Below are 17866 nucleotides of genomic sequence, written 5' to 3' on the forward strand. Positions count from 1 at the left end.
ATGACGGACGACCGCTATCCGGTGGCCCGACCGAGCCTGTCCGACCTGGAGGAGCGGTACGTGGTCGACGCCCTGAGGAGCGGCTGGGTCTCCTCCCAGGGCCCCTACCTCAACGCCTTCGAGGACCGGTTCGCCCGGCGGTGTGCCGCCGGCACGGCGGTGGCCACCGCCAACGGCACGGTCGCCCTGCACCTGGTCCTCGCCGCCGCCGGTATCGGTCCGGGCGACGAGGTCATCGTTCCCGCGCTCACCTACGTGGCGACCGCGAACGCCGTGGCGTACTGCGGGGCGCGCGCCGTCTGTGTGGACGTGCTGCCGCAGAGCTGGTGCGTCGACCCCGCCGCCGTCCGGGCCGCGATCGGGCCACGCACCCGGGCGGTCGTCGCCGTCGACCTGTACGGCCACCCCGCCGACTATCCCGCCCTGCGCGCGCTGTGCCAGCGGCACGGACTGCTCCTGGTGGCCGACGCGGCGGAGTCCTTCGGGGCCACGGTCGACGGGCACCCGACCGGTTCCCTGGCCGACGCCACCACCTTCTCCTTCTTCGGCAACAAGGTGATCACCGCGGGTGAGGGCGGTTGCGTGACCACCTCCGACGAGGCGCTGGCCGCCCGGATGCGGCTGCTGCGTAACCAGGGCATGGATCCGCAGCGGCGGTACTACTTCCCGGTGCTGGGCTACAACTACCGGATGACCAACCTGGCCGCCGCGCTGCTCTGCGCCCAACTGGAGCGGGCCGACGACATCATCGCCCGGCGGGACGCGGTGATCGCCGGCTACGAGACGCAGCTGGCCGACGAGCCGGCGCTGGCGGCGCAGCACGTGGTCGCCGGTGTCCGGCGGGCACCGTGGATGGCCGCCTTCCTGGTCGGGCCGGCGGGGGACGCCACCTCCCGGGACACGGTGGCCCTGGCACTCGACCGGCTCGGCGTGGAGACCCGGCCCTTCTTCGTGCCGATCCCCGAACTGCCCGCGCACCACGATCCGCAGGCGTACTGCCCGGTGACCGTGGACCTGAGCCGGCGCGGCATCAACCTGCCGACCTATCCGGAGCTGACCGACGCGGGGGTCAAGACGGTGGTGGAGCGCGTCCGCGCCGCCCTGTCGACCGTCGCCTGACGCGGGTGCCGCCCCCGCCCGGTGCCGCGGGGCGGGGGCAGCTCACGTCGGGCGGACAACGTCGGCCAGTTCGTCGGTGGGGTCTCGCCGGACACCCCGCGCGCGGTCCGCCTCGCGTCTGCGCAGCAGCAGGAGATAGCTGCCGCCCCAGGCGACCGCGCTGGCCAGGGCCAGCACCGCGAGTGCGCCGGCCGCACCGGTCGCACCGCACAGGACCGCTGCGGCAACGACCACGGGCACCCGGATTCCGCCGAGCAGGACGCCGAGCAGGATCGCCAGCCGGCTCGCCTGCTCCACCCGCAGCCCGGCGAAGCCGACGGCAGCCGGCGCCGCGAACAGGCTCTCCAGCGCGAGTAACACCAACAGGCTGCGGGCCAGGTCCCAGTTGGCGCCGAGCAGCGTCGTCCCGACCGCGTCGGGCAGCAGGGCGACCGCCGTCGTCATCGGCAGGACACCGGCGGACACCAGCATCGCGAGTCGTACGGCCACCCGGGTCCGCACCGCGCGGGACTCGGCACGGCTGCGGGCCAGGTGCGGCAGGATCAGCGTGGCGGCGGTGGACAGGACCAGGTTCACCGGCCCCAGCAGCGTCCTGCCGGCGCTCAACGCGCCGACCACCGCGGTGCCCGCGAAGGCGGCCAGGGCGGTCAGCGCCAACTGCGCCGATCCGGTGGTCAGCAGGAACTGCGTGCCGAACCCCAACGCGACGCGGCTCTCCGCCCGACCGATGCGCCAGCCGGGTCGCAACGCGTACCGGCGGCGGAGCGCGACGACCACGCCGATGAGCCCGCCACCGAACGCCCAGAGGGCGAACACGTACGGCGCGTCGAGCAGCCGGAACAGGCCGGCAAGCGCGGCGCAGCCGGTGACCGCCGCCCAGGCGGTCTCCTGGGCCAGGGCCCCGGACGGTGTCCCGACGCCGACGGCGATCGCCTTGGTGTAGTCGTAGAGCACCAGACCGGGCAGGGCGAGGCCCACGAACACCAGATAGGACGAGCCAAACGCGATCCCCGCCGCGCCGAGCGCCACGCCGCTGACCGTGCCGAGCAGGATGGCCCGCCGGGCGGCGGACGCGGCCCCCGTACCGGCCGCCAGGGTCGAGTCGGTCACCATGCTGCGTACCAGCCCGGAGCCGAGGATGTAGAACGAGAAGGCCAGCGCGAACTGACCCACCCCACCGATCGGCTCCAGCCTGGTGACGGTGATCGCCACCAGCAGGTTGCCGCCGCTGGACAGACCCCCGACGACCAGGGCGAGCAGGGCACGGCGACCGGTCCGGGGCGGGCCCGGAACGGCCCGGTGCCGGGCCGCGCGAGCACGGACCCGGACGGTCACCGGGCGGCACCCCGCAACAGCGGCACCCGGTCGTCCCGCCCGACGGAGGAGCGACGGGTCAGCCACAGCAGGAGAAAGACCGGTACCGCCGACATCAGGTGTTGCAGGAAGCCGATGGTGGAGTCGGGGTAGGTTCCGGACCAGAGCAGCACATCGGAGAAGACCAGACAGCACAACGTCAAGCGGGCCGGCCCCGGTCGACCCCGCCAGCGCAGCAGCAGCGCCACGAACCCGGCCCAGAAGGCGTGCACGGCCACCACTCCGACGGGGCCGTCGAACAACCATATGTTGCCCAGCAACAGGAAGTTGAAGGCCGACGTCGGCCCGCCGCCGAGGAACTGGTTGATCCGTTGCCCGGTGGACAGCGCCGGCCGGTCCGGGTCGATCACCCGGGGCACCAGCCCGTACCGGAAGTAGTCCACGACACCGGGCTGGCCGATCTCGACCGGCACCTCGAAGCCCGCCACCGCCGTGAGTTGACTGTCCAGACGGAGCCGGTCGGCGGCGGTGACCTGAGTGTCCACCATGACCCCGGACTCCTCCCGGATGGCGTTGCGCTGGGCGAACATGGTGGGCCAGGCGAGGAGGAGCACCACCGTCCAGAGCAGGAGATGACGCAGCCGGAAGACGCCGCAGACGGCTCCGGCGGCAGCCACGAAGAACACCAGTGCGACCAGTGGCGCGGAACGGGCGGTCAGCGCTGCGACGTACGCCTCCACGCCGACGAGAGCGGTCAGCCAGCAGTACAGCTTCGGCCGCGAGAGCCGACCGCTGAGTTGGCTGCCGACCAGCAGTGCGAAGCCCAGCGTGCCCCACCCGGAGAAGAGCGCGCACACCATTCCCAGAGGTGTGTCGACCAGTTCGCCGGACACCTGGGCGACGACGGTTCCCCGACCGAGGTGGGCACCGACGATGTTCGCCGCGATGCCGGTCAGGGTCACCAGCCGGGCCACCGGATAGATCTGGGGGAACCGGGCGGTCGCCTGCCGCATGCCCTGCCGCCACTGCGGATCGGGACGCCCGAAGGACAGGCTGGCCGTCTCCACACTGGCGCTGCCCAGCAACGCCAGGCCCACCAGGAACACGAGGAAGCCGGTACGCGGGTTGTGGTGGAGCACCGCCATCGGAACGATGAACACCGCGTACGGGGCGAGCACCAGGAAGCTGACGGGATAGCACCGCAGCAGCCCGCCGACCAACTCCCGCTGACGTTTCACCCGGATCCCCGCCCCGCTCGGGTCATGCGGGCGCCCGGCCCGGGAATCTGCGGGCCAACCACAGCAGAAAGAAGACCGCCATCGCCGACACCGCGTGTTGCAGGAACCCGATCATCGAGTCGGGGTAGGTGCCGGACCACAGCAACGCATCGGAGAACACCAGACAGACCAGACTCAACCGGGCCGGGCCGGGCCGGCCCCGCCAGCGCAGCAACAGCGCCACGAACCCGGCCCAGAAGGCGTGCACGGCCACCACCCCGACGGGACCGTCGAAGAACCACATGTTGCCCAGCAGCAGGAAGTTGGAGGCCGACGTCCGGCTACCGCCGAGGTACTGGTTGATCCGTTGCCCGGTCGTCAGAGCCGGCCGGCCGGGGTCCAGGAGCCGCGGTACCAGCCCGTACCTGAGGTAGTCGACGCCCTCGGGCTGACCGAGGTCGACGGGGACCTCCGTGGGGGCGACGACCGTCAGCTGCCGGTCCAGGCGCATCCGGTCCGTCGCGGTCACCGCGTCGTCCACCGCGACGCCCTGGTCCTCCCGTATCCCGTTGCGGTAGTCGAACATGGCCGGCCACAACAGGACCAGCACCAGTGTGCCGAACACCAGGTACCGCAACCGGAACACGCCGCAGACCACCCCGGCGGTGACCGCGAAGAAGACGAAGGCGATCAGGGGCGCCGTGAGGGCGGTCAGCACGGTGACGAAGGCCTTGGTGACGACGAGCGCGCCCAACCAGCCGTACAGCTTCGCCTTGGACAGGTGGCCGCCGAGGTGGCTGGCGACCAGCAGCGCGAACCCGAGCGCCGCCCAACCGGAGAACAACTTGGTCAGCGCCACCATCGGCGTGTCGGACGTCTCCCCGGAGATCTGCGCGACGAGGCTCCCCTCCCCGAGGTGCGCCCCCAGCAGTGCGGCCGCGATGCTGATCAGCACGACCAGGCGGGCCACCGGATAGATCCCCGGGTACCGGGCGGTCGCCTGGCGCATGCCGCGCCGCCACTGCGGATCGGGTCGCCCGAGGAGCAGACAGAACGTCTCCACGGAGACACTGCCCAGCAACGCCAGGCCCACCAGGAACACGATGAAACCGGTACGCGGGTTGTCATTGACCAACGCCATCGGCAAGATCAACAGCGCATACGGGGCGAGCACCAGGAAGCTCACGGGATAGCAGCGCAGCAGCCGACCGACCAGTTCCCGATGGCGTCCCGACGACGCTGCCCGGGATTCGACGACATCGATTTCGGAACCAGGGTCGGAGACCGCCCTGGAACAGGTCATCGTCCGCCCCCTCACCCCGTTTTCGGTCGCCTCATGCGCAACGAGCGAGTCGAGGTCCACGAAACGCTCCGGAGCGGAAACTCCGGGCACCGGGGGCAGCACGGCGTGCGCCCCGTCCGATAGCCGGACGGGGCGCAGGGCAGCCGCCGGAACTACTCCAGCACGGCGTCGACCAGGGCCTTCGCCTCCTGCTGGAGCTGGGCCAGGTGCGCCGGCCCGTGGAACGACTCGGCGTAGATCTTGTAGACGTCCTCGGTGCCCGACGGCCGGGCCGCGAACCAACCCGACTCGGTGGTCACCTTCAGCCCGCCGATGGCCGCCCCGTTGCCCGGGGCACTGGTCAGGGTGGCGGTGATCGGCTCACCGGCCAGCTCGGTGGCGGTGACCTGCTCCGGGGAGAGCCGACCGAGCACCGCCTTCTGCTCCCGGCTGGCCGGGGCGTCGATCCGGGCGTACGCGGGTGCGCCGAAGCGTTCGGTCAGTGCGGCGTAGTGCTCGCTCGGGGTCCGGCCGGTGCTGGCGATGATCTCGGCGGCGAGCAGGCAGAGCAGGATGCCGTCCTTGTCGGTGGTCCAGGTGCTGCCGTCGCGGCGCAGGAACGACGCCCCGGCGCTCTCCTCGCCGCCGAAGCCGACCGTGCCGTCGAGCAGCCCGGGGACGAACCACTTGAAGCCGACCGGCACCTCCAGCAGCGGTCGACCCAGGTCGGCGGCGATCCGGTCGATCATCGAGGAGGAGACCAGGGTCTTGCCGACGGCCGCCGCCGGACCCCACTGCGACCGGGTACGGAACAGGTGGCCGATCGCCACCGCCAGGTAGTGGTTGGGGTTCATCAGGCCCCCGTCGGGGGTGACGATCCCGTGCCGGTCGGCGTCGGCGTCGTTGCCGGTGGAGACCTGGAACCGGTCCCGGGCGGCGATCAGCGACGCCATCGCGTTGGGCGACGAGCAGTCCATCCGGATCTTGCCGTCGCCGTCGAGGGTCATGAACCGCCAGGTCGGGTCGACCAGCGGGTTGATCACGGTGAGGTCGAGCCGGTGCCGCTCGGCGATCTCACCCCAGTAGGCGACGCTGGCCCCGCCGAGCGGGTCCGCCCCGATCCGCACCCCGGCGTCGCGGATCGCGTCGATGTCGAGCACCGACGGCAGGTCGTCGACGTAGCCGGCGAGGAAGTCGTACGTGCCGGTGGTGTCGGCGGCGCGCGCCCGCGCGTACGGGATGCGTCTAACCTCCTTGAGCCCGGCGGCCAGGATCGCGTTCGCCCGGTCCTGGATCCACCTCGTGACGTCGGTGTCGGCGGGCCCGCCGTTGGTCGGGTTGTACTTGAAGCCGCCGTCGTCGGGCGGGTTGTGCGACGGGGTGATCACGATGCCGTCGGCGAGCCCGTCGGTGCGCCCCCGGTTGTGGGTGAGCACGGCGTGCGACAGCGCCGGGGTGGGGGTGTAGCCGTCGCGGCTGTCCCGCAGCACGGTCACCCCGTTGGCGGCGAGCACCTCCAACGCGCTGACCTCGGCGGGGGCGGAGAGCGCGTGGCTGTCCCGGGCGAGGAAGAGCGGGCCGGTGAGGTGCTGTTCCCGGCGGTAGTCGCAGAGCGCCTGGGTGACCGCGAGGATGTGATCCTCGTTGAAGGCGTTGCGCAGGCTGGACCCCCGGTGGCCGGAGGTGCCGAAGGAGACCTGCTGCGCCGGGTCGTCCGGGTCCGGGTGCTCGGCGTAGTAGGCGGTCACCAGCCGGGGCACGTCGACCAGGTCGGCGGGCTCGGCGGGCTGTCCGGCACGGGGGTGGGCCACTGCGGAAACCTCCTTGGGGTACGGGTCGGTGCGCTGTCTTCCCCGGCGTCGGCCGGGTCACACCCGGCTCAGGGCTCGACGCGCTGACCCTTGCCGATGACGACGACGCCGTTGTCGGAGACCGTGTAGCGCTGCCGGTCCTTCTCCAGGTCGACGCCGATCTCGGCGCCCTCGGGCACGAAGACGTTCTTGTCGAGGATGGCCCGGCGGATCACGGCGTGCCGGCCCACCTCGACGCCCTCCATCAGCACCGCGCCGTCGACCTGCGCCCAGGAGTGCACCTTGACCTTGGGCGAGACGACCGAGTTCTCCACCAGCGAGCCGGAGATCACCGCGCCGGGCGAGATCATCGAGCCGACGGCCCGGCCGACCCGCTCACCCCACTGGTGGACGAACTTCGCCGGCGGGTACGGCGGCTGGTCGGTGTAGATGGGCCAGTCGAAGTTGTAGAGGTTGAACACCGGGTGCACGTTGATCAGATCCATGTGCGCGTCGTAGAACGAGTCGAGCGTCCCCACGTCCCGCCAGTAGCCCCGGTCCCGGTCGGTGCTGCCGGGCACCTCGTTGTCCTTGAAGTCGTAGACGTTCGCCTCGCCCCGCTCGACCAGCATCGGGATGATGCTGCCGCCCATGTCGTGCTTGCTGGTCTTGTCGGCGGCGTCCCGTTCGACGGCCTCGCAGAGCGCCCGGGTGGAGAAGACGTAGTTGCCCATCGAGGCGTAGATCTGGTCGGGGGCGTCGGGCAGGCCGACCGCGTCGGTGGGCTTCTCCCGGAACGCCCGGATCCGCTTGCCGTCCTCGCCGACCTCGATCACACCGAACTGGTCGGCCATCGACAGCGGTTGGCGGATGCCGGCGACGGTGACCGCCGCGCCGGAGGCGATGTGGTCGTCGACCATCTGCCGGGGGTCCATCCGGTAGATGTGGTCGGCGCCGAAGACGATCACGTAGTCCGGCTGCTCGTCGTTGATCAGGTTGAAGCTCTGGTAAATCGCGTCGGCGGAACCGGCGAACCACCACGGGCCCCGACGCTGCTGGGCCGGCACGGGCGTGACGTAGTTGCCGAGCAGTGTCGACATCCGCCACGTCTTGGTGATGTGCCGGTCCAGAGAGTGGGACTTGTACTGGGTCAAAACGACGATCTTGAGAAAGCCGGCGTTCGCCAGATTGGACAGGACGAAATCGACCATGCGGTACATCCCGCCGAACGGGACGGCCGGCTTGGCCCGGTCCGCGGTGAGCGGCATGAGGCGCTTGCCCTCTCCGCCGGCCAGGACGATCGCGAGCACCTTGGCAGCCATGACCAGACGCTATCCATACCGCTGCGACTTCACCACTCGTACGGGCACAGTTCCGTGACCGGTGCGCGGCGGGTTTCTGCACTAGGGTGCCGGGCATGACCGACTCCGCCCCGCTGCGCGTGGACCTGCTCACCCGCGAGTACCCGCCGGAGGTCTACGGCGGGGCCGGGGTGCACGTCGAGTACCTGGCCCGGGAGCTGCGCCGGCTCGCCGACGTCCGGGTGCACTGCTTCGGCGCGGAGCGCGTCGAGCCGGGCGTCACCGCGTACCCCGAGCCGGCTGGCCTGGGCGGCGCGAACGCGGCGCTGCGGACCATGGGCGTCGACCTGGCGATGGCCGCCGGGTGCGCCGGCACCGACGTGGTGCACAGCCACACCTGGTACGCCAACCTGGCCGGGCACACCGCCAAGCTGCTGTACGGGGTGCCGCACGTGGTGACCGCGCACAGCCTGGAGCCGCTGCGCCCGTGGAAGGCCGAGCAGCTCGGCGGCGGTTACGCGCTCTCCTCCTGGTGCGAGCGGACGGCGATGGAGTCCGCCGACGCGATCGTCGCGGTGAGTGCGGGGATGCGGCGGGACGTGCTGACCGCCTACCCGGCGGTGAACCCGGACCGGGTCCGGGTGGTCTACAACGGCATCGACACCGCCCAGTACGCCCCCGACCACGGCACCGACGTACTGGACCGGCTCGGCATCGACCCCGCCCGCCCCAGCGTGGTGTACGTCGGGCGGATCACCAGGCAGAAGGGCCTGCCCTACCTGCTGCGTGCCGCCCGGGAGCTGCCCGCCGACACCCAACTGGTGCTGCTCGCCGGTGCCCCGGACACCCCGGAGATCGCCGCCGAGGTGCAGGGGCTGGTCACCGAGCTGCGGGCCAACCGGTCCGGGGTGGTCTGGGTGGCCGAGATGCTGCCCAAGCCCGAGGTGATCCAGGTGCTCACCCACGCCACCGTCTTCGTCTGCCCGTCGGTCTACGAGCCGATGGGCATCGTCAACCTGGAGGCGATGGCCTGCGAAACGGCGGTGGTGGCGACCGCCACCGGGGGCATCCCCGAGGTGGTCGCCGACGGCGAGACCGGGTTGCTGGTGCCGATCGAGCAGGCCGGCGACGGTTCCGGCAACCCGCTGGACCCGGACCGCTTCGTCGCCGACCTCGGCGCGACGATCAACGAGTTGCTGGCCGACCCGAAGCGCACCGAGGCGTTGGGTCTCGCCGGCCGGCGGCGGGCCGTGGAGCACTTCTCCTGGGACGCCATCGCCGTCCAGACCCTGGAGCTGTACCGCTCACTCCTGGAATAACCAGGTCAGGTACAGTTTTCTGTACCTACCTCGGAGGTGGTCATGCGGACCGTGAACTTCACCCAGCTGCGGCAGAACCTGGCCGCCGAACTCGACAGCGTCATCAACGACGCGGAGGAAGTGGTGGTGACCCGGTCGGGTCACGAGCCGGTGGTCATCGTGCCGCTGGCGGAGTACGAGTCGATGAAGGAGACCGAGTACCTGCTACGCAGTCCGGGCAACGCGGCGGCCCTGCGCCGATCGATCGCGGAACTCGACGAGGGTGACGCCACCGAGCGGGAACTGGTCGACCCGACGACCGTACGGGACGTCGCGTGAGGCTGGTCTTCACCGCGACGGCGTGGAACCAGTACCTCAGCCACACGGACCGCAAGCTGGTCAAACGCATCAACGATCTCATCGCCGACGTCATGCGCAACGAATACGAGGGCATCGGCAAGCCGGAGCCCCTGCGGGGTGAGCTGTCCGGCTTCTGGTCCCGCCGGATCGATCGCGAACATCGGCTGGTGTACCGCATCACGAAGGACGACGTCGAGATCATCGCCTGCCGGTACCACTACGGCGACAGGTAGCCACCCCGCCCTACGCCAACGACGGACGGGCCAGGCGACGGACGGCCGTCACTCGCCGGGCGCGATCAACTTCAGCGTCGGGAAGTACGAGCGGCAGCGGCTGCTGTCGCGGGTGAGCAGGCGGTAGCGGCAGACCGCCGCGTGTGCGCCGATGTAGAAGTCGGCGATCGGCGAACGTTTGGAGCCGCCCTGCCGGCGGTACCGCGCGTACGCCTTGCCGGCCAGGAAGCCCGCCGGGTGCGGCAGGTCCTCGCGGAGGAAATCCGTGGCGGGCAGCGCATCGTCGAGTTCCTCGACACCGTCGAACCGCACTGACACCTCGGCGTACACGATCGGATTGATCACCAGAATGCCCTCGTCGCGGGCGCTGGCCAGGGCCTCAGCCGACCAGTCGGCCCATTGCGGGTCCTCGGTGAAGACGTCCAGCAGGACGTTGGTGTCGACCAGCGTGGCAACCGTCTCCGGCACCCGAGCGGCGACAGCCCGGATCCGTTCACTCCCCACGGAGCAGGTCCATCAGGTCCTCGGTCGACATGCCCTGCACCTCCGGGGCGCTGCCCCTGCCGCGCATGTGCCGGACCAGACGCTGACCACGGGTCTCAGCGTCACTGACGCGCACGATGCGCAGTGCGCCGCCTTCCTCGATCACGTCGACCTCGTCACCCTCGTGCAGGTTGTACCGGACCCGCAGTTCCGCCGGGATCGTCACCTGACCCTTGCTGTTCAACTTCACGGCAGCCCCCTAGATACGTAATACACATGATACGTGTCGCAGGTCTCTGTCTGGGGCTGTCAGGTGACGTGGAGGGTGGCGGCGAGACGGGTCAGGGCGGGCGGGGCGGCGGGGGAACGGGCCACCACGGCGACCAGGGGGCGTACCGCCGGGCGGTGGTGCACCTCGCCGTGGGCGGTGCGCTCCGCTTCGAGCACCGCCCGGCCGGCGCAGAGCAGGTTGCCGTCGAGCACGTAGGCACGGGCGGCATCGAGCAGGTACGCGGCCCGGTGCTCAGGGGGCAGCCACCGCCACTCGTCGCCGGCCACCAGCCGCTCGTGGCGTACCGTCGCCGCCGTGACCTCGCCGAGGGCGGCCTCGGCGACCACCCGCGCGGCCTCGACCGCCGCGCCGCCGCCCTCGGCCCCGGCCTCCCGGGCGGCCCGACCGGCCCGGTCGAGCAGATCCCGGGCGGCCCGGCCGTCACCCCGCCCGGCGGCGGCCAGGCCGGCCTGGAGCAGCAGCGTGGCGAGCAGCGCGGGGTCGGCCGACCGGTCGTCACCGGGCGTCGACGAGGTCGCCAGGGGCGTGCCCGGGGAACGCCCCGGCAGGAGGCGGTGGGCGGCGACGGCGGCGGCCTCCATCGCGGCCCGCCGCCGGCCGCCGTGGCGCAGGGCCTGGGCCAGCGGCACCGTGGCGGCGGCGGCCACCCACGGGTCCTTCGTGACCTGCGCGGCGGCCACCGCCCGGTCGGCGGCCAGCCAGGCCACCTCCGGCCGGTCGACCTTGAGCAGCACCAGCGCGACCAGGCCGTACCCCCGGGCGAGCAGCCCGTCGGTGGCCCGACCGGGCCGGAGTGCCCGCGCCGCGCGGACGGCATCGACCAGGCCGGGCAGCAGGACGAGCAGTTCCGGGTAGCGGGCGTGCCGGTAGCTCTGCTCCGCGTGGGCCAGGCGGGTGCGCACCTCCGCGACGTCGGGCGGCCGGGCCGGCGGCTCGACGTGGTAGCGGGCGAGCGCGGCCAGCACCGCGTCGACACCGGTGGTGGCGGTCTCCGGTCGCGCCGACTCCCCCGCCGACCCGGCGAGCAGCACCTCCAGGTCGATGCGGAGAGTCTCGGCGACCATCCGGAGGTTGGACACCTGTTCCAGCCGGCGCACCCCGCGCTCAACCTTGTCGACCCAGCTCTTCGACTTGCCGAGATGGTCGGCGAACTGCTGTTGCGTCATGTTGCGCCGCACCCGCCACTGGGCGACCCGGCGGCCCACCGGCAGCTCGTTCACCGCCGCCCCGTCCCGCTCACCGGACGATCCCCACCACGAGCAGCACGAGTACGCACACCGCGACCGCCACCCCGTAGGCGAACCGCCGCCGACGCACCGCCGGGCGGCGTGGCGGGACCGGCACCGGCACCCGGTCGCCGTCGGGCAGCGGAGCAGGGCCACCCGGCACCGGATACGCCCCCCGCCCGAGCCCTTGATGTGGACGGTCATCCATCCCGGCCTCCTCACCGACACGCCAAAGATGCAGTTCGCGCGGCCCGAGCAGGGAACCCGCTTTGCCGAAACGGCAGGGCGGAGTGGCCTGGCATGGAAGCCACCCCGCCCCGGTCAGAGGCACCCCGTTTGCTGACGAGAGAGCCGCTGTCGTCACTCAACATAGAAGGCAATGCCGTCAGAGTCAACTGAGCAGGCACGGTAAGTCACTGTGGGTGCGAAGATCGGGGTGCTGACGAGAGGTGGCTCCACGATGCCGCAAGCACCGCTGTATGAGCAGATCATCGCTGATGTCTCAGCTTCGATCCGGGCAGGCACGCTTCACCCCGATGACAAGTTGCCGTCTATCGCGGAGTTGCGCCAGCAGTATCAGTCGAGCGCCTGGCCGGTCCGCTACGCCCTCCGCATCCTGGAGGAGCGCGGCTGGATCGTCACCCGACAGGGCAAGGGATCGTTCGTGGCATCGAAGCCCCCCGCGTAGCGCGGGAACCGCTGCCGGGCGCCCGACAGCCCGGAGTAGATCGCCCGCCCGCACAATGCGTAACCGCGACGGGGGTACCACTCTCCAGAAGGTCGTATGACTGTCAGGCATAAAAATGCCCGACAGTCATACGGGTCTCCGACGAAAGTACTGCCGGACGGAGGCAGGCTCCATGACCATCCCGACGGGCTACCGGAAGATCGCCGCCGACCTGCACGCCCGCATCCAGCAGGGCGAGTACCCGCCGGAAAGCCGGCTGCCCACCTACGCCGAGCTGGCCCGACTGTACTCGGCAAGCGTCTCGACCGTGCAGCGAGCGGTGATGCTCCTCCAGGCCCACGGGATCGTCGTCGGCGTCCAAGGGGCCGGCCTGTACGTGGCCGAGGCTCCACCCACCTGAGTCACGCAGGGTCCACACCAGGTCGCATTCGGTGAGATCATGTTCAGTCTCCCGAAAGGCGGTCCCCGTGCCACGCAAGCCCGTGTACGAGCAGGTTATTGACGACATCGTCGCATCGGTCCGCAGCGGCATGCTCAAGCCCGGCGACAGGCTCCCCACGATCGCTCAGTTCGCCCAGCAGTACAGCTCTTCCGACAACCCGATCAGGCGAGCCCTCTGGATTCTGGATGAGCGGGGCTGGATCGAGGTGCACCAGGGCAAGGGTTCGTTCGTGGCACCGGAGCCGCCCGCCTAGCGCGGCGCACGCCCGGACCAGCTGAGCGAACGCAACGGTCACGTACGAAGGGTGGCTCGCGTCGAGAGGAAGCGGAAGGAGGGTTGGCGTGGGGCACAGCGCGCTCCACCTTGCCGAGGACCGGAAGCGCCCTGCCGACGGGGAGGCGCGCAACGGGGTGCGGGAGAAGGGGACGCTTGATTGAGCGCGAAGGGATCTCGCACAGTAGGTTGAGCGGGTGAGCGGACGGTTCCCGATCGAAGACGTCTCCCCTGTCGTCGCCTGCGGTCGCTACCCGGCCAAGGCGGTGGTCGACGAGCTGGTGCCGGTGTCGGCGCGCGCCTACCGGGAGGGGCACGACGCCCTCGGCTGCAACGTGGTCTGGCACGGCCCCGACGGCGTGACCCGGCCGTTCACCCGGATGCGGCCCGGCGAGCCGGGGCAGGACCGCTGGCACGCCATCATCCGGCCGGACGCCGTCGGCGAGTGGACCTTCACCGTCGAGGCGTTCCAGGACCCGTACCTGACCTGGCAGAACGCGGTGACCAAGAAGGTCGCCGCCGGGCAGGGCGCGGCCGAGCTGGCCAACGACCTGGCCGAGGGCGTGCGGGTGCTGACCGCCGCCCTGGAGCTCGTACCGGCCGGCGACGTCGGGCGGGTCGAGGCGGCGGTGGCCGCGCTGGGCGACAAGGAGGCCGAGCTGGCCCGCCGGGTCGCCCCGGCCCTCGACCTGGCCGACCTGCTCTGGGCGCACCCGGTGCGGGAGCTGGTCACCACCGGCACGCCGCACCGGCTCTGGGTGGACCGCCCCCGGGCGCTCTTCTCCGCCTGGTACGAGTTCTTCCCCCGTTCCGAGGGCGCGGTCCCGGCCACCGTCGACGCCCCGGCCCGCTCGGGCACCTTCGTCACCGCGACGGACCGGCTGCCCGGGGTCGCGGCGATGGGCTTCGACGTGCTCTACCTGCCGCCGATCCACCCGATCGGCCGGGTCAACCGCAAGGGCCGCAACAACGCGCTGACCGCCGGCCCCGACGACGTCGGCTCGCCGTGGGCGATCGGTGCGGCCGAGGGCGGCCACGACGCCATCCACCCCGACCTGGGTACGCCGGCTGACTTCCGCGACTTCGTCGCCGCCGCCGCCGAGCAGGGCCTGGAAGTGGCGATGGACCTGGCGTTGCAGTGCGCCCCCGACCACCCCTGGGTGACCGAGCACCCGGAGTGGTTCACCACCCGGGCCGACGGCAGCATCGCGTACGCGGAGAACCCGCCGAAGAAGTACCAGGACATCTACCCGGTCAACTTCGACAACGACCCCGAGGGCATCCGGGCCGAGGTGCTGCGGGTGGTGCGGCACTGGATCGGCGAGGGCGTGCGGATCTTCCGGGTGGACAACCCGCACACCAAGCCGTTCGACTTCTGGCACTGGCTGATCGCCGAGGTCAAGCGCACCGACCCGGACGTGCTCTTCCTGGCCGAGGCGTTCACCCGGCCGGCGATCATGCACGGGCTCGGCAAGGTCGGCTTCACCCAGTCGTACACCTACTTCACCTGGCGCACGACGGCTGCCGAGATGCGCGAATACTGCGAGGAGCTGGTCGCCTCAGCCGACTGGATGCGGCCGAACTTCTGGCCCAACACCCCGGACATCCTGCACGAGTCCCTGCAACACGGCGGACCGCCGATGTTCAAGATCCGCGCGGTGCTGGCCGCCCTGCTCAGCCCCTCCTGGGGCATCTACGCGGGGTTCGAACTGTTCGAGCACGTCGCCCGCCCCGGCGCGGAGGAGTACCTCGACAACGAGAAGTACGAGCTGCGCCCCCGGGACTGGGCCGGCGCGCAGGCACACGGCCGCTCGCTCGCCCCGTTCGTCGCCACCCTCAACCGGGTACGCCGCGAACACCCGGCCCTGCACCGGCTGCGCAACCTGGTCTTCCACGACATCGACAACCCGACGCTGCTGTGCTGGTCCAAGCACGACCCGGACACCGGCGACACGGTCATCGTGGTCTGCTCGTTCGACTCCCAGACCGTCCAGTGGGGCAACACCACCCTGGACATGCCGGCACTGGGCTTCGACTGGCACGAACGGTTCACCGTGCACGACGAGCTGACCGGGGCCAGCTACGAGTGGGGGCAGCGCAACGCGGTCCGGCTCGACCCGTACCTGCAACCGGCGCACGTGCTGACGGTCCGCCGCCCGCCGACCCCGCCGGCCGAGATCCCGGCCGGCGCGGAACCGGCCGAGTTGCCGGCCGGCGCGGAACCAGCCGAGTTGACCGTGACGGAGGTGCCCGCCGAACTCTCCGGCGGCACCGCGCCCACCACCCCCGCCCCGGAGGCCGGCCAGCCGACCGGCCCCGCCGCGCCCCGCCCCGCCAAGGCCCGCCGCGCCCGGACCGGTGGCTCCAGGACCGGCCGTGCCCCGCACGGCAGCACCCCGACCGACCCCGCCCCGAAGGACGACCGATGGACCAGCTGATCGCCGGCGCGACGCACGACCCGCACGCCCTGCTCGGCGCGCACCCCGCCGACGGGTGGACCACGATCCGCACCCTGCGGCGGGGCGCCGGCGACGTGACGCTGCTCGTCGGCGACGACCGGCACCCGATGAAGCGGGTGCACGACGTCGGCGTCTTCGAGGCCCGCGTCGAAGGCAGCGTGCTCGACTACCGGGTCGACGTCGACGGCTGGGTCACCGACGATCCCTACCGCCACCCGCCGACCCTCGGTGAGCTGGACCTGCACCTGATCGGCGAGGGCCGGCACGAACGGCTCTGGGAGGCGCTCGGCGCGCAGGTCCGCGACGGCGGCGTCGCCTTCGCGGTGTGGGCCCCGAACGCCGGTGGGGTGCGCGTGGTCGGCGACTTCACCGGCTGGGGTCCCGACGACGGCTGGCCGATGCGCAGCCTCGGCTCCAGCGGCGTCTGGGAGATCTTCGTGCCCGGCGCGCCGGAGGGGGCCCGCTACAAGTACCGCGTCCTCGGTGCCGACGGGCGGTGGCGGGACAAGGCCGACCCGATGGCCGCGTACGCGGAGGTGCCGCCGGCCACCGCCTCGGTGGTGCACCGGTCCCGCTACGAGTGGACCGACGCGCGGTGGCTGGAGCAGCGGGCCCGCCGGCAGCCGCACCGGGAACCGATGAGCGTGTACGAGGTGCACCTCGGCTCGTGGCGGCCCGGCCTCAGCTACCGGGAGCTGGCCGACCAGCTCACCACGTACGTCACCGAGATGGGCTTCACGCACGTGGAGTTCCTGCCGGTGATGGAGCACCCGTTCGGCGGTTCCTGGGGTTACCAGGTCACCGGCTACTTCGCGCCCACCTCCCGGTTCGGTGACCCGGACGACTTCCGGCACCTGGTCGACCGGCTGCACGCCGCCGGCATCGGGGTGCTGCTCGACTGGGTGCCCGCGCACTTCCCCAAGGACGAGTGGGCGCTAGCGCGTTTCGACGGCACCCCGCTCTACGAACACCCCGACCCGCGCCGCGGCGAGCACCCCGACTGGGGCACGTACGTCTTCGACTTCGGTCGCCGCGAGGTCCGCAACTTCCTGGTCGCCAACGCCCTCTACTGGTGCGACGAGTTCCACATCGACGGCCTGCGGGTCGACGCGGTCGCCTCGATGCTCTACCTGGACTACTCCCGCCCCGAGGGGCAGTGGCTGCCCAACCAGCACGGCGGCCGGGAGAACCTGGAGGCGATCGCCTTCATGCAGGAGGTCAACGCCACCGTCTACAAGCACCACGCCGGGGTGGTGATGATCGCCGAGGAGTCCACCGCCTGGCCCGGGGTCACCCGGTCCACCGCCGACGGGGGGCTCGGCTTCGGCTTCAAGTGGAACATGGGCTGGATGCACGACACCCTGCTCTACACCGCCAAGGACCCGATCTACCGGCAGCACCACCACCACCAGCTCACCTTCTCCCTGGCGTACGCCTGGAGCGAGAACTACGTGCTGCCGATCAGCCACGACGAGGTGGTGCACGGCAAGGGTTCGCTGGCCGGCAAGATGCCCGGCGACACCTGGCAACGGCTGGCCAACGTACGGGCGCTGCTGGCGTACATGTGGGCGCACCCGGGCAAGCAACTGCTCTTCATGGGCTGTGAGCTGGGCGACGACCGGGAGTGGAGCGAGGAACGCGGCCTCGACTGGTACCTCCTGCACGATCCGGCGCGGGCCGGGGTGCAGCGGCTGGTCGCCGACCTCAACGCCGCCTACCGGGACACCCCGGCGCTGTGGGCGCAGGACACCGACCCGGCCGGGTTCCGCTGGATCGCCGGGGACGACGTCGCCAACAACGCGGTCTCCTTCGTCCGGATCGCCCCGGACGGCGCGACCCTGGTCTGCGTGGCGAACTTCTCCGCGGGTCCGCTGGAGGACTACCGGGTCGGCCTACCGGCCGGCGGCACCTGGACCGAGGTGATCAATACCGACGCCCAGCACTACGGCGGCTCCGGCGTGGGCAACCTCGGTGCGGTGCACGCCCAGGACGTCCCCTGGCACGGCCTGCCCGCCTCGGTGGCACTGCGGGTCCCCCCACTCGGCGTACTCTGGCTCCGCCGCGACTGACCCACCCGCACCGGGCGTCG

At 71.5% G+C, this 17866-nt stretch carries 18 protein-coding genes; 9 read left to right on the forward strand and 9 right to left on the reverse strand.

Annotated features, from left to right (window positions below; genetic code table 11):
• Entirely contained in the window at window positions 1-1119 is a 1119-nt protein-coding gene (locus tag JQN83_RS21915; protein ID WP_244252966.1) for a DegT/DnrJ/EryC1/StrS family aminotransferase, read from the forward strand.
• A gap of 42 nt (window positions 1120-1161) precedes the next feature.
• Here the strand turns inward: JQN83_RS21915 and JQN83_RS21920 are convergent, their stop codons facing one another.
• The 5 genes from JQN83_RS21920 to glgC all read right to left on the reverse strand — a co-directional run bounded on the left by JQN83_RS21920 (window position 1162) and on the right by glgC (window position 8044).
• Window positions 1162-2454: an MATE family efflux transporter gene (locus JQN83_RS21920; RefSeq protein ID WP_208569015.1), complete on the reverse strand. Its 1293-nt coding sequence runs from the start codon at window positions 2452-2454 to the stop codon at window positions 1162-1164.
• A complete protein-coding gene (locus tag JQN83_RS21925) occupies window positions 2451-3671 on the reverse strand; it encodes a hypothetical protein (RefSeq protein ID WP_208569016.1) in 1221 nt (406 codons plus the stop codon). Before JQN83_RS21925 ends, JQN83_RS21920 begins: the two co-directional genes overlap by 4 nt.
• A 22-nt stretch (window positions 3672-3693) precedes the next feature.
• On the reverse strand, window positions 3694-4953 hold the full coding sequence (locus JQN83_RS21930) for a hypothetical protein (RefSeq protein WP_208569017.1): 1260 nt from the start codon (window positions 4951-4953) through the stop codon (window positions 3694-3696).
• Between the two features lie 152 nt (window positions 4954-5105).
• Entirely contained in the window at window positions 5106-6743 is a 1638-nt protein-coding gene (gene pgm / locus JQN83_RS21935) for a phosphoglucomutase (alpha-D-glucose-1,6-bisphosphate-dependent) (protein ID WP_208569018.1), read from the reverse strand.
• Window positions 6744-6811: 68 nt separating this feature from the next.
• A complete protein-coding gene (gene glgC, locus JQN83_RS21940; protein ID WP_208569019.1) occupies window positions 6812-8044 on the reverse strand; it encodes a glucose-1-phosphate adenylyltransferase in 1233 nt (410 codons plus the stop codon).
• A 95-nt stretch (window positions 8045-8139) separates the two neighbouring features.
• Between glgC and glgA the strand changes: the two genes are divergently transcribed.
• The 3 genes from glgA to JQN83_RS21955 are packed head-to-tail and all read left to right on the forward strand — an operon-like array spanning window position 8140 to window position 9914.
• Window positions 8140-9342 (forward strand): glycogen synthase, encoded by a 1203-nt coding sequence (gene glgA, locus JQN83_RS21945; protein ID WP_244252942.1) that lies wholly within the window; start codon window positions 8140-8142, stop codon window positions 9340-9342.
• 42 nt (window positions 9343-9384) lie between these two features.
• On the forward strand, window positions 9385-9660 hold the full coding sequence (locus tag JQN83_RS21950; RefSeq protein ID WP_067303547.1) for a type II toxin-antitoxin system Phd/YefM family antitoxin: 276 nt from the start codon (window positions 9385-9387) through the stop codon (window positions 9658-9660).
• On the forward strand, window positions 9657-9914 hold the full coding sequence (locus JQN83_RS21955) for a Txe/YoeB family addiction module toxin (RefSeq protein ID WP_208569020.1): 258 nt from the start codon (window positions 9657-9659) through the stop codon (window positions 9912-9914). Before JQN83_RS21950 ends, JQN83_RS21955 begins: the two co-directional genes overlap by 4 nt.
• Before the next feature lie 48 nt (window positions 9915-9962).
• Here the strand turns inward: JQN83_RS21955 and JQN83_RS21960 are convergent, their stop codons facing one another.
• The 4 genes from JQN83_RS21960 to JQN83_RS21975 are packed head-to-tail and all read right to left on the reverse strand — an operon-like array spanning window position 9963 to window position 12123.
• The gene (locus JQN83_RS21960) at window positions 9963-10418 is read right to left on the reverse strand and encodes a type II toxin-antitoxin system VapC family toxin (protein ID WP_208569021.1); all 456 of its coding nucleotides are present in this window, start codon (window positions 10416-10418) and stop codon (window positions 9963-9965) included.
• The gene (locus JQN83_RS21965; protein ID WP_208569022.1) at window positions 10408-10647 is read right to left on the reverse strand and encodes an AbrB/MazE/SpoVT family DNA-binding domain-containing protein; all 240 of its coding nucleotides are present in this window, start codon (window positions 10645-10647) and stop codon (window positions 10408-10410) included. Before JQN83_RS21965 ends, JQN83_RS21960 begins: the two co-directional genes overlap by 11 nt.
• 59 nt (window positions 10648-10706) lie before the next feature.
• On the reverse strand, window positions 10707-11909 hold the full coding sequence (locus JQN83_RS21970; protein WP_208569023.1) for a helix-turn-helix domain-containing protein: 1203 nt from the start codon (window positions 11907-11909) through the stop codon (window positions 10707-10709).
• A gap of 16 nt (window positions 11910-11925) precedes the next feature.
• Window positions 11926-12123 (reverse strand): hypothetical protein, encoded by a 198-nt coding sequence (locus JQN83_RS21975; protein ID WP_208569024.1) that lies wholly within the window; start codon window positions 12121-12123, stop codon window positions 11926-11928.
• A gap of 210 nt (window positions 12124-12333) precedes the next feature.
• Between JQN83_RS21975 and JQN83_RS21980 the strand changes: the two genes are divergently transcribed.
• The 5 genes from JQN83_RS21980 to glgB all read left to right on the forward strand — a co-directional run bounded on the left by JQN83_RS21980 (window position 12334) and on the right by glgB (window position 17846).
• Complete coding sequence (locus tag JQN83_RS21980) at window positions 12334-12603, forward strand: winged helix-turn-helix domain-containing protein (protein WP_307799552.1); 270 nt, start codon at window positions 12334-12336, stop codon at window positions 12601-12603.
• A gap of 172 nt (window positions 12604-12775) precedes the next feature.
• Entirely contained in the window at window positions 12776-13003 is a 228-nt protein-coding gene (locus JQN83_RS21985; protein WP_208569025.1) for a GntR family transcriptional regulator, read from the forward strand.
• A gap of 67 nt (window positions 13004-13070) precedes the next feature.
• Window positions 13071-13298 carry a winged helix-turn-helix domain-containing protein gene (locus JQN83_RS21990; protein WP_208569026.1) on the forward strand — a complete coding sequence of 76 codons (228 nt, stop codon included), beginning with the start codon at window positions 13071-13073 and terminating at the stop codon, window positions 13296-13298.
• 217 nt (window positions 13299-13515) lie between these two features.
• Window positions 13516-15756, forward strand: coding sequence for an alpha-1,4-glucan--maltose-1-phosphate maltosyltransferase (locus tag JQN83_RS21995; protein ID WP_208569027.1), 2241 nt, complete (start codon window positions 13516-13518; stop codon window positions 15754-15756).
• Window positions 15744-17846, forward strand: coding sequence for a 1,4-alpha-glucan branching protein GlgB (glgB, locus tag JQN83_RS22000; RefSeq protein WP_208569028.1), 2103 nt, complete (start codon window positions 15744-15746; stop codon window positions 17844-17846). The genes JQN83_RS21995 and glgB overlap by 13 nt, the downstream gene beginning before the upstream one ends.
• Window positions 17847-17866 lie beyond the last annotated feature (20 nt).

Origin of the sequence: Micromonospora antibiotica, from assembly GCF_017599305.1 — a bacterium.
GTDB classification, from domain to species: Bacteria; Actinomycetota; Actinomycetes; order Mycobacteriales; family Micromonosporaceae; genus Micromonospora; species Micromonospora antibiotica.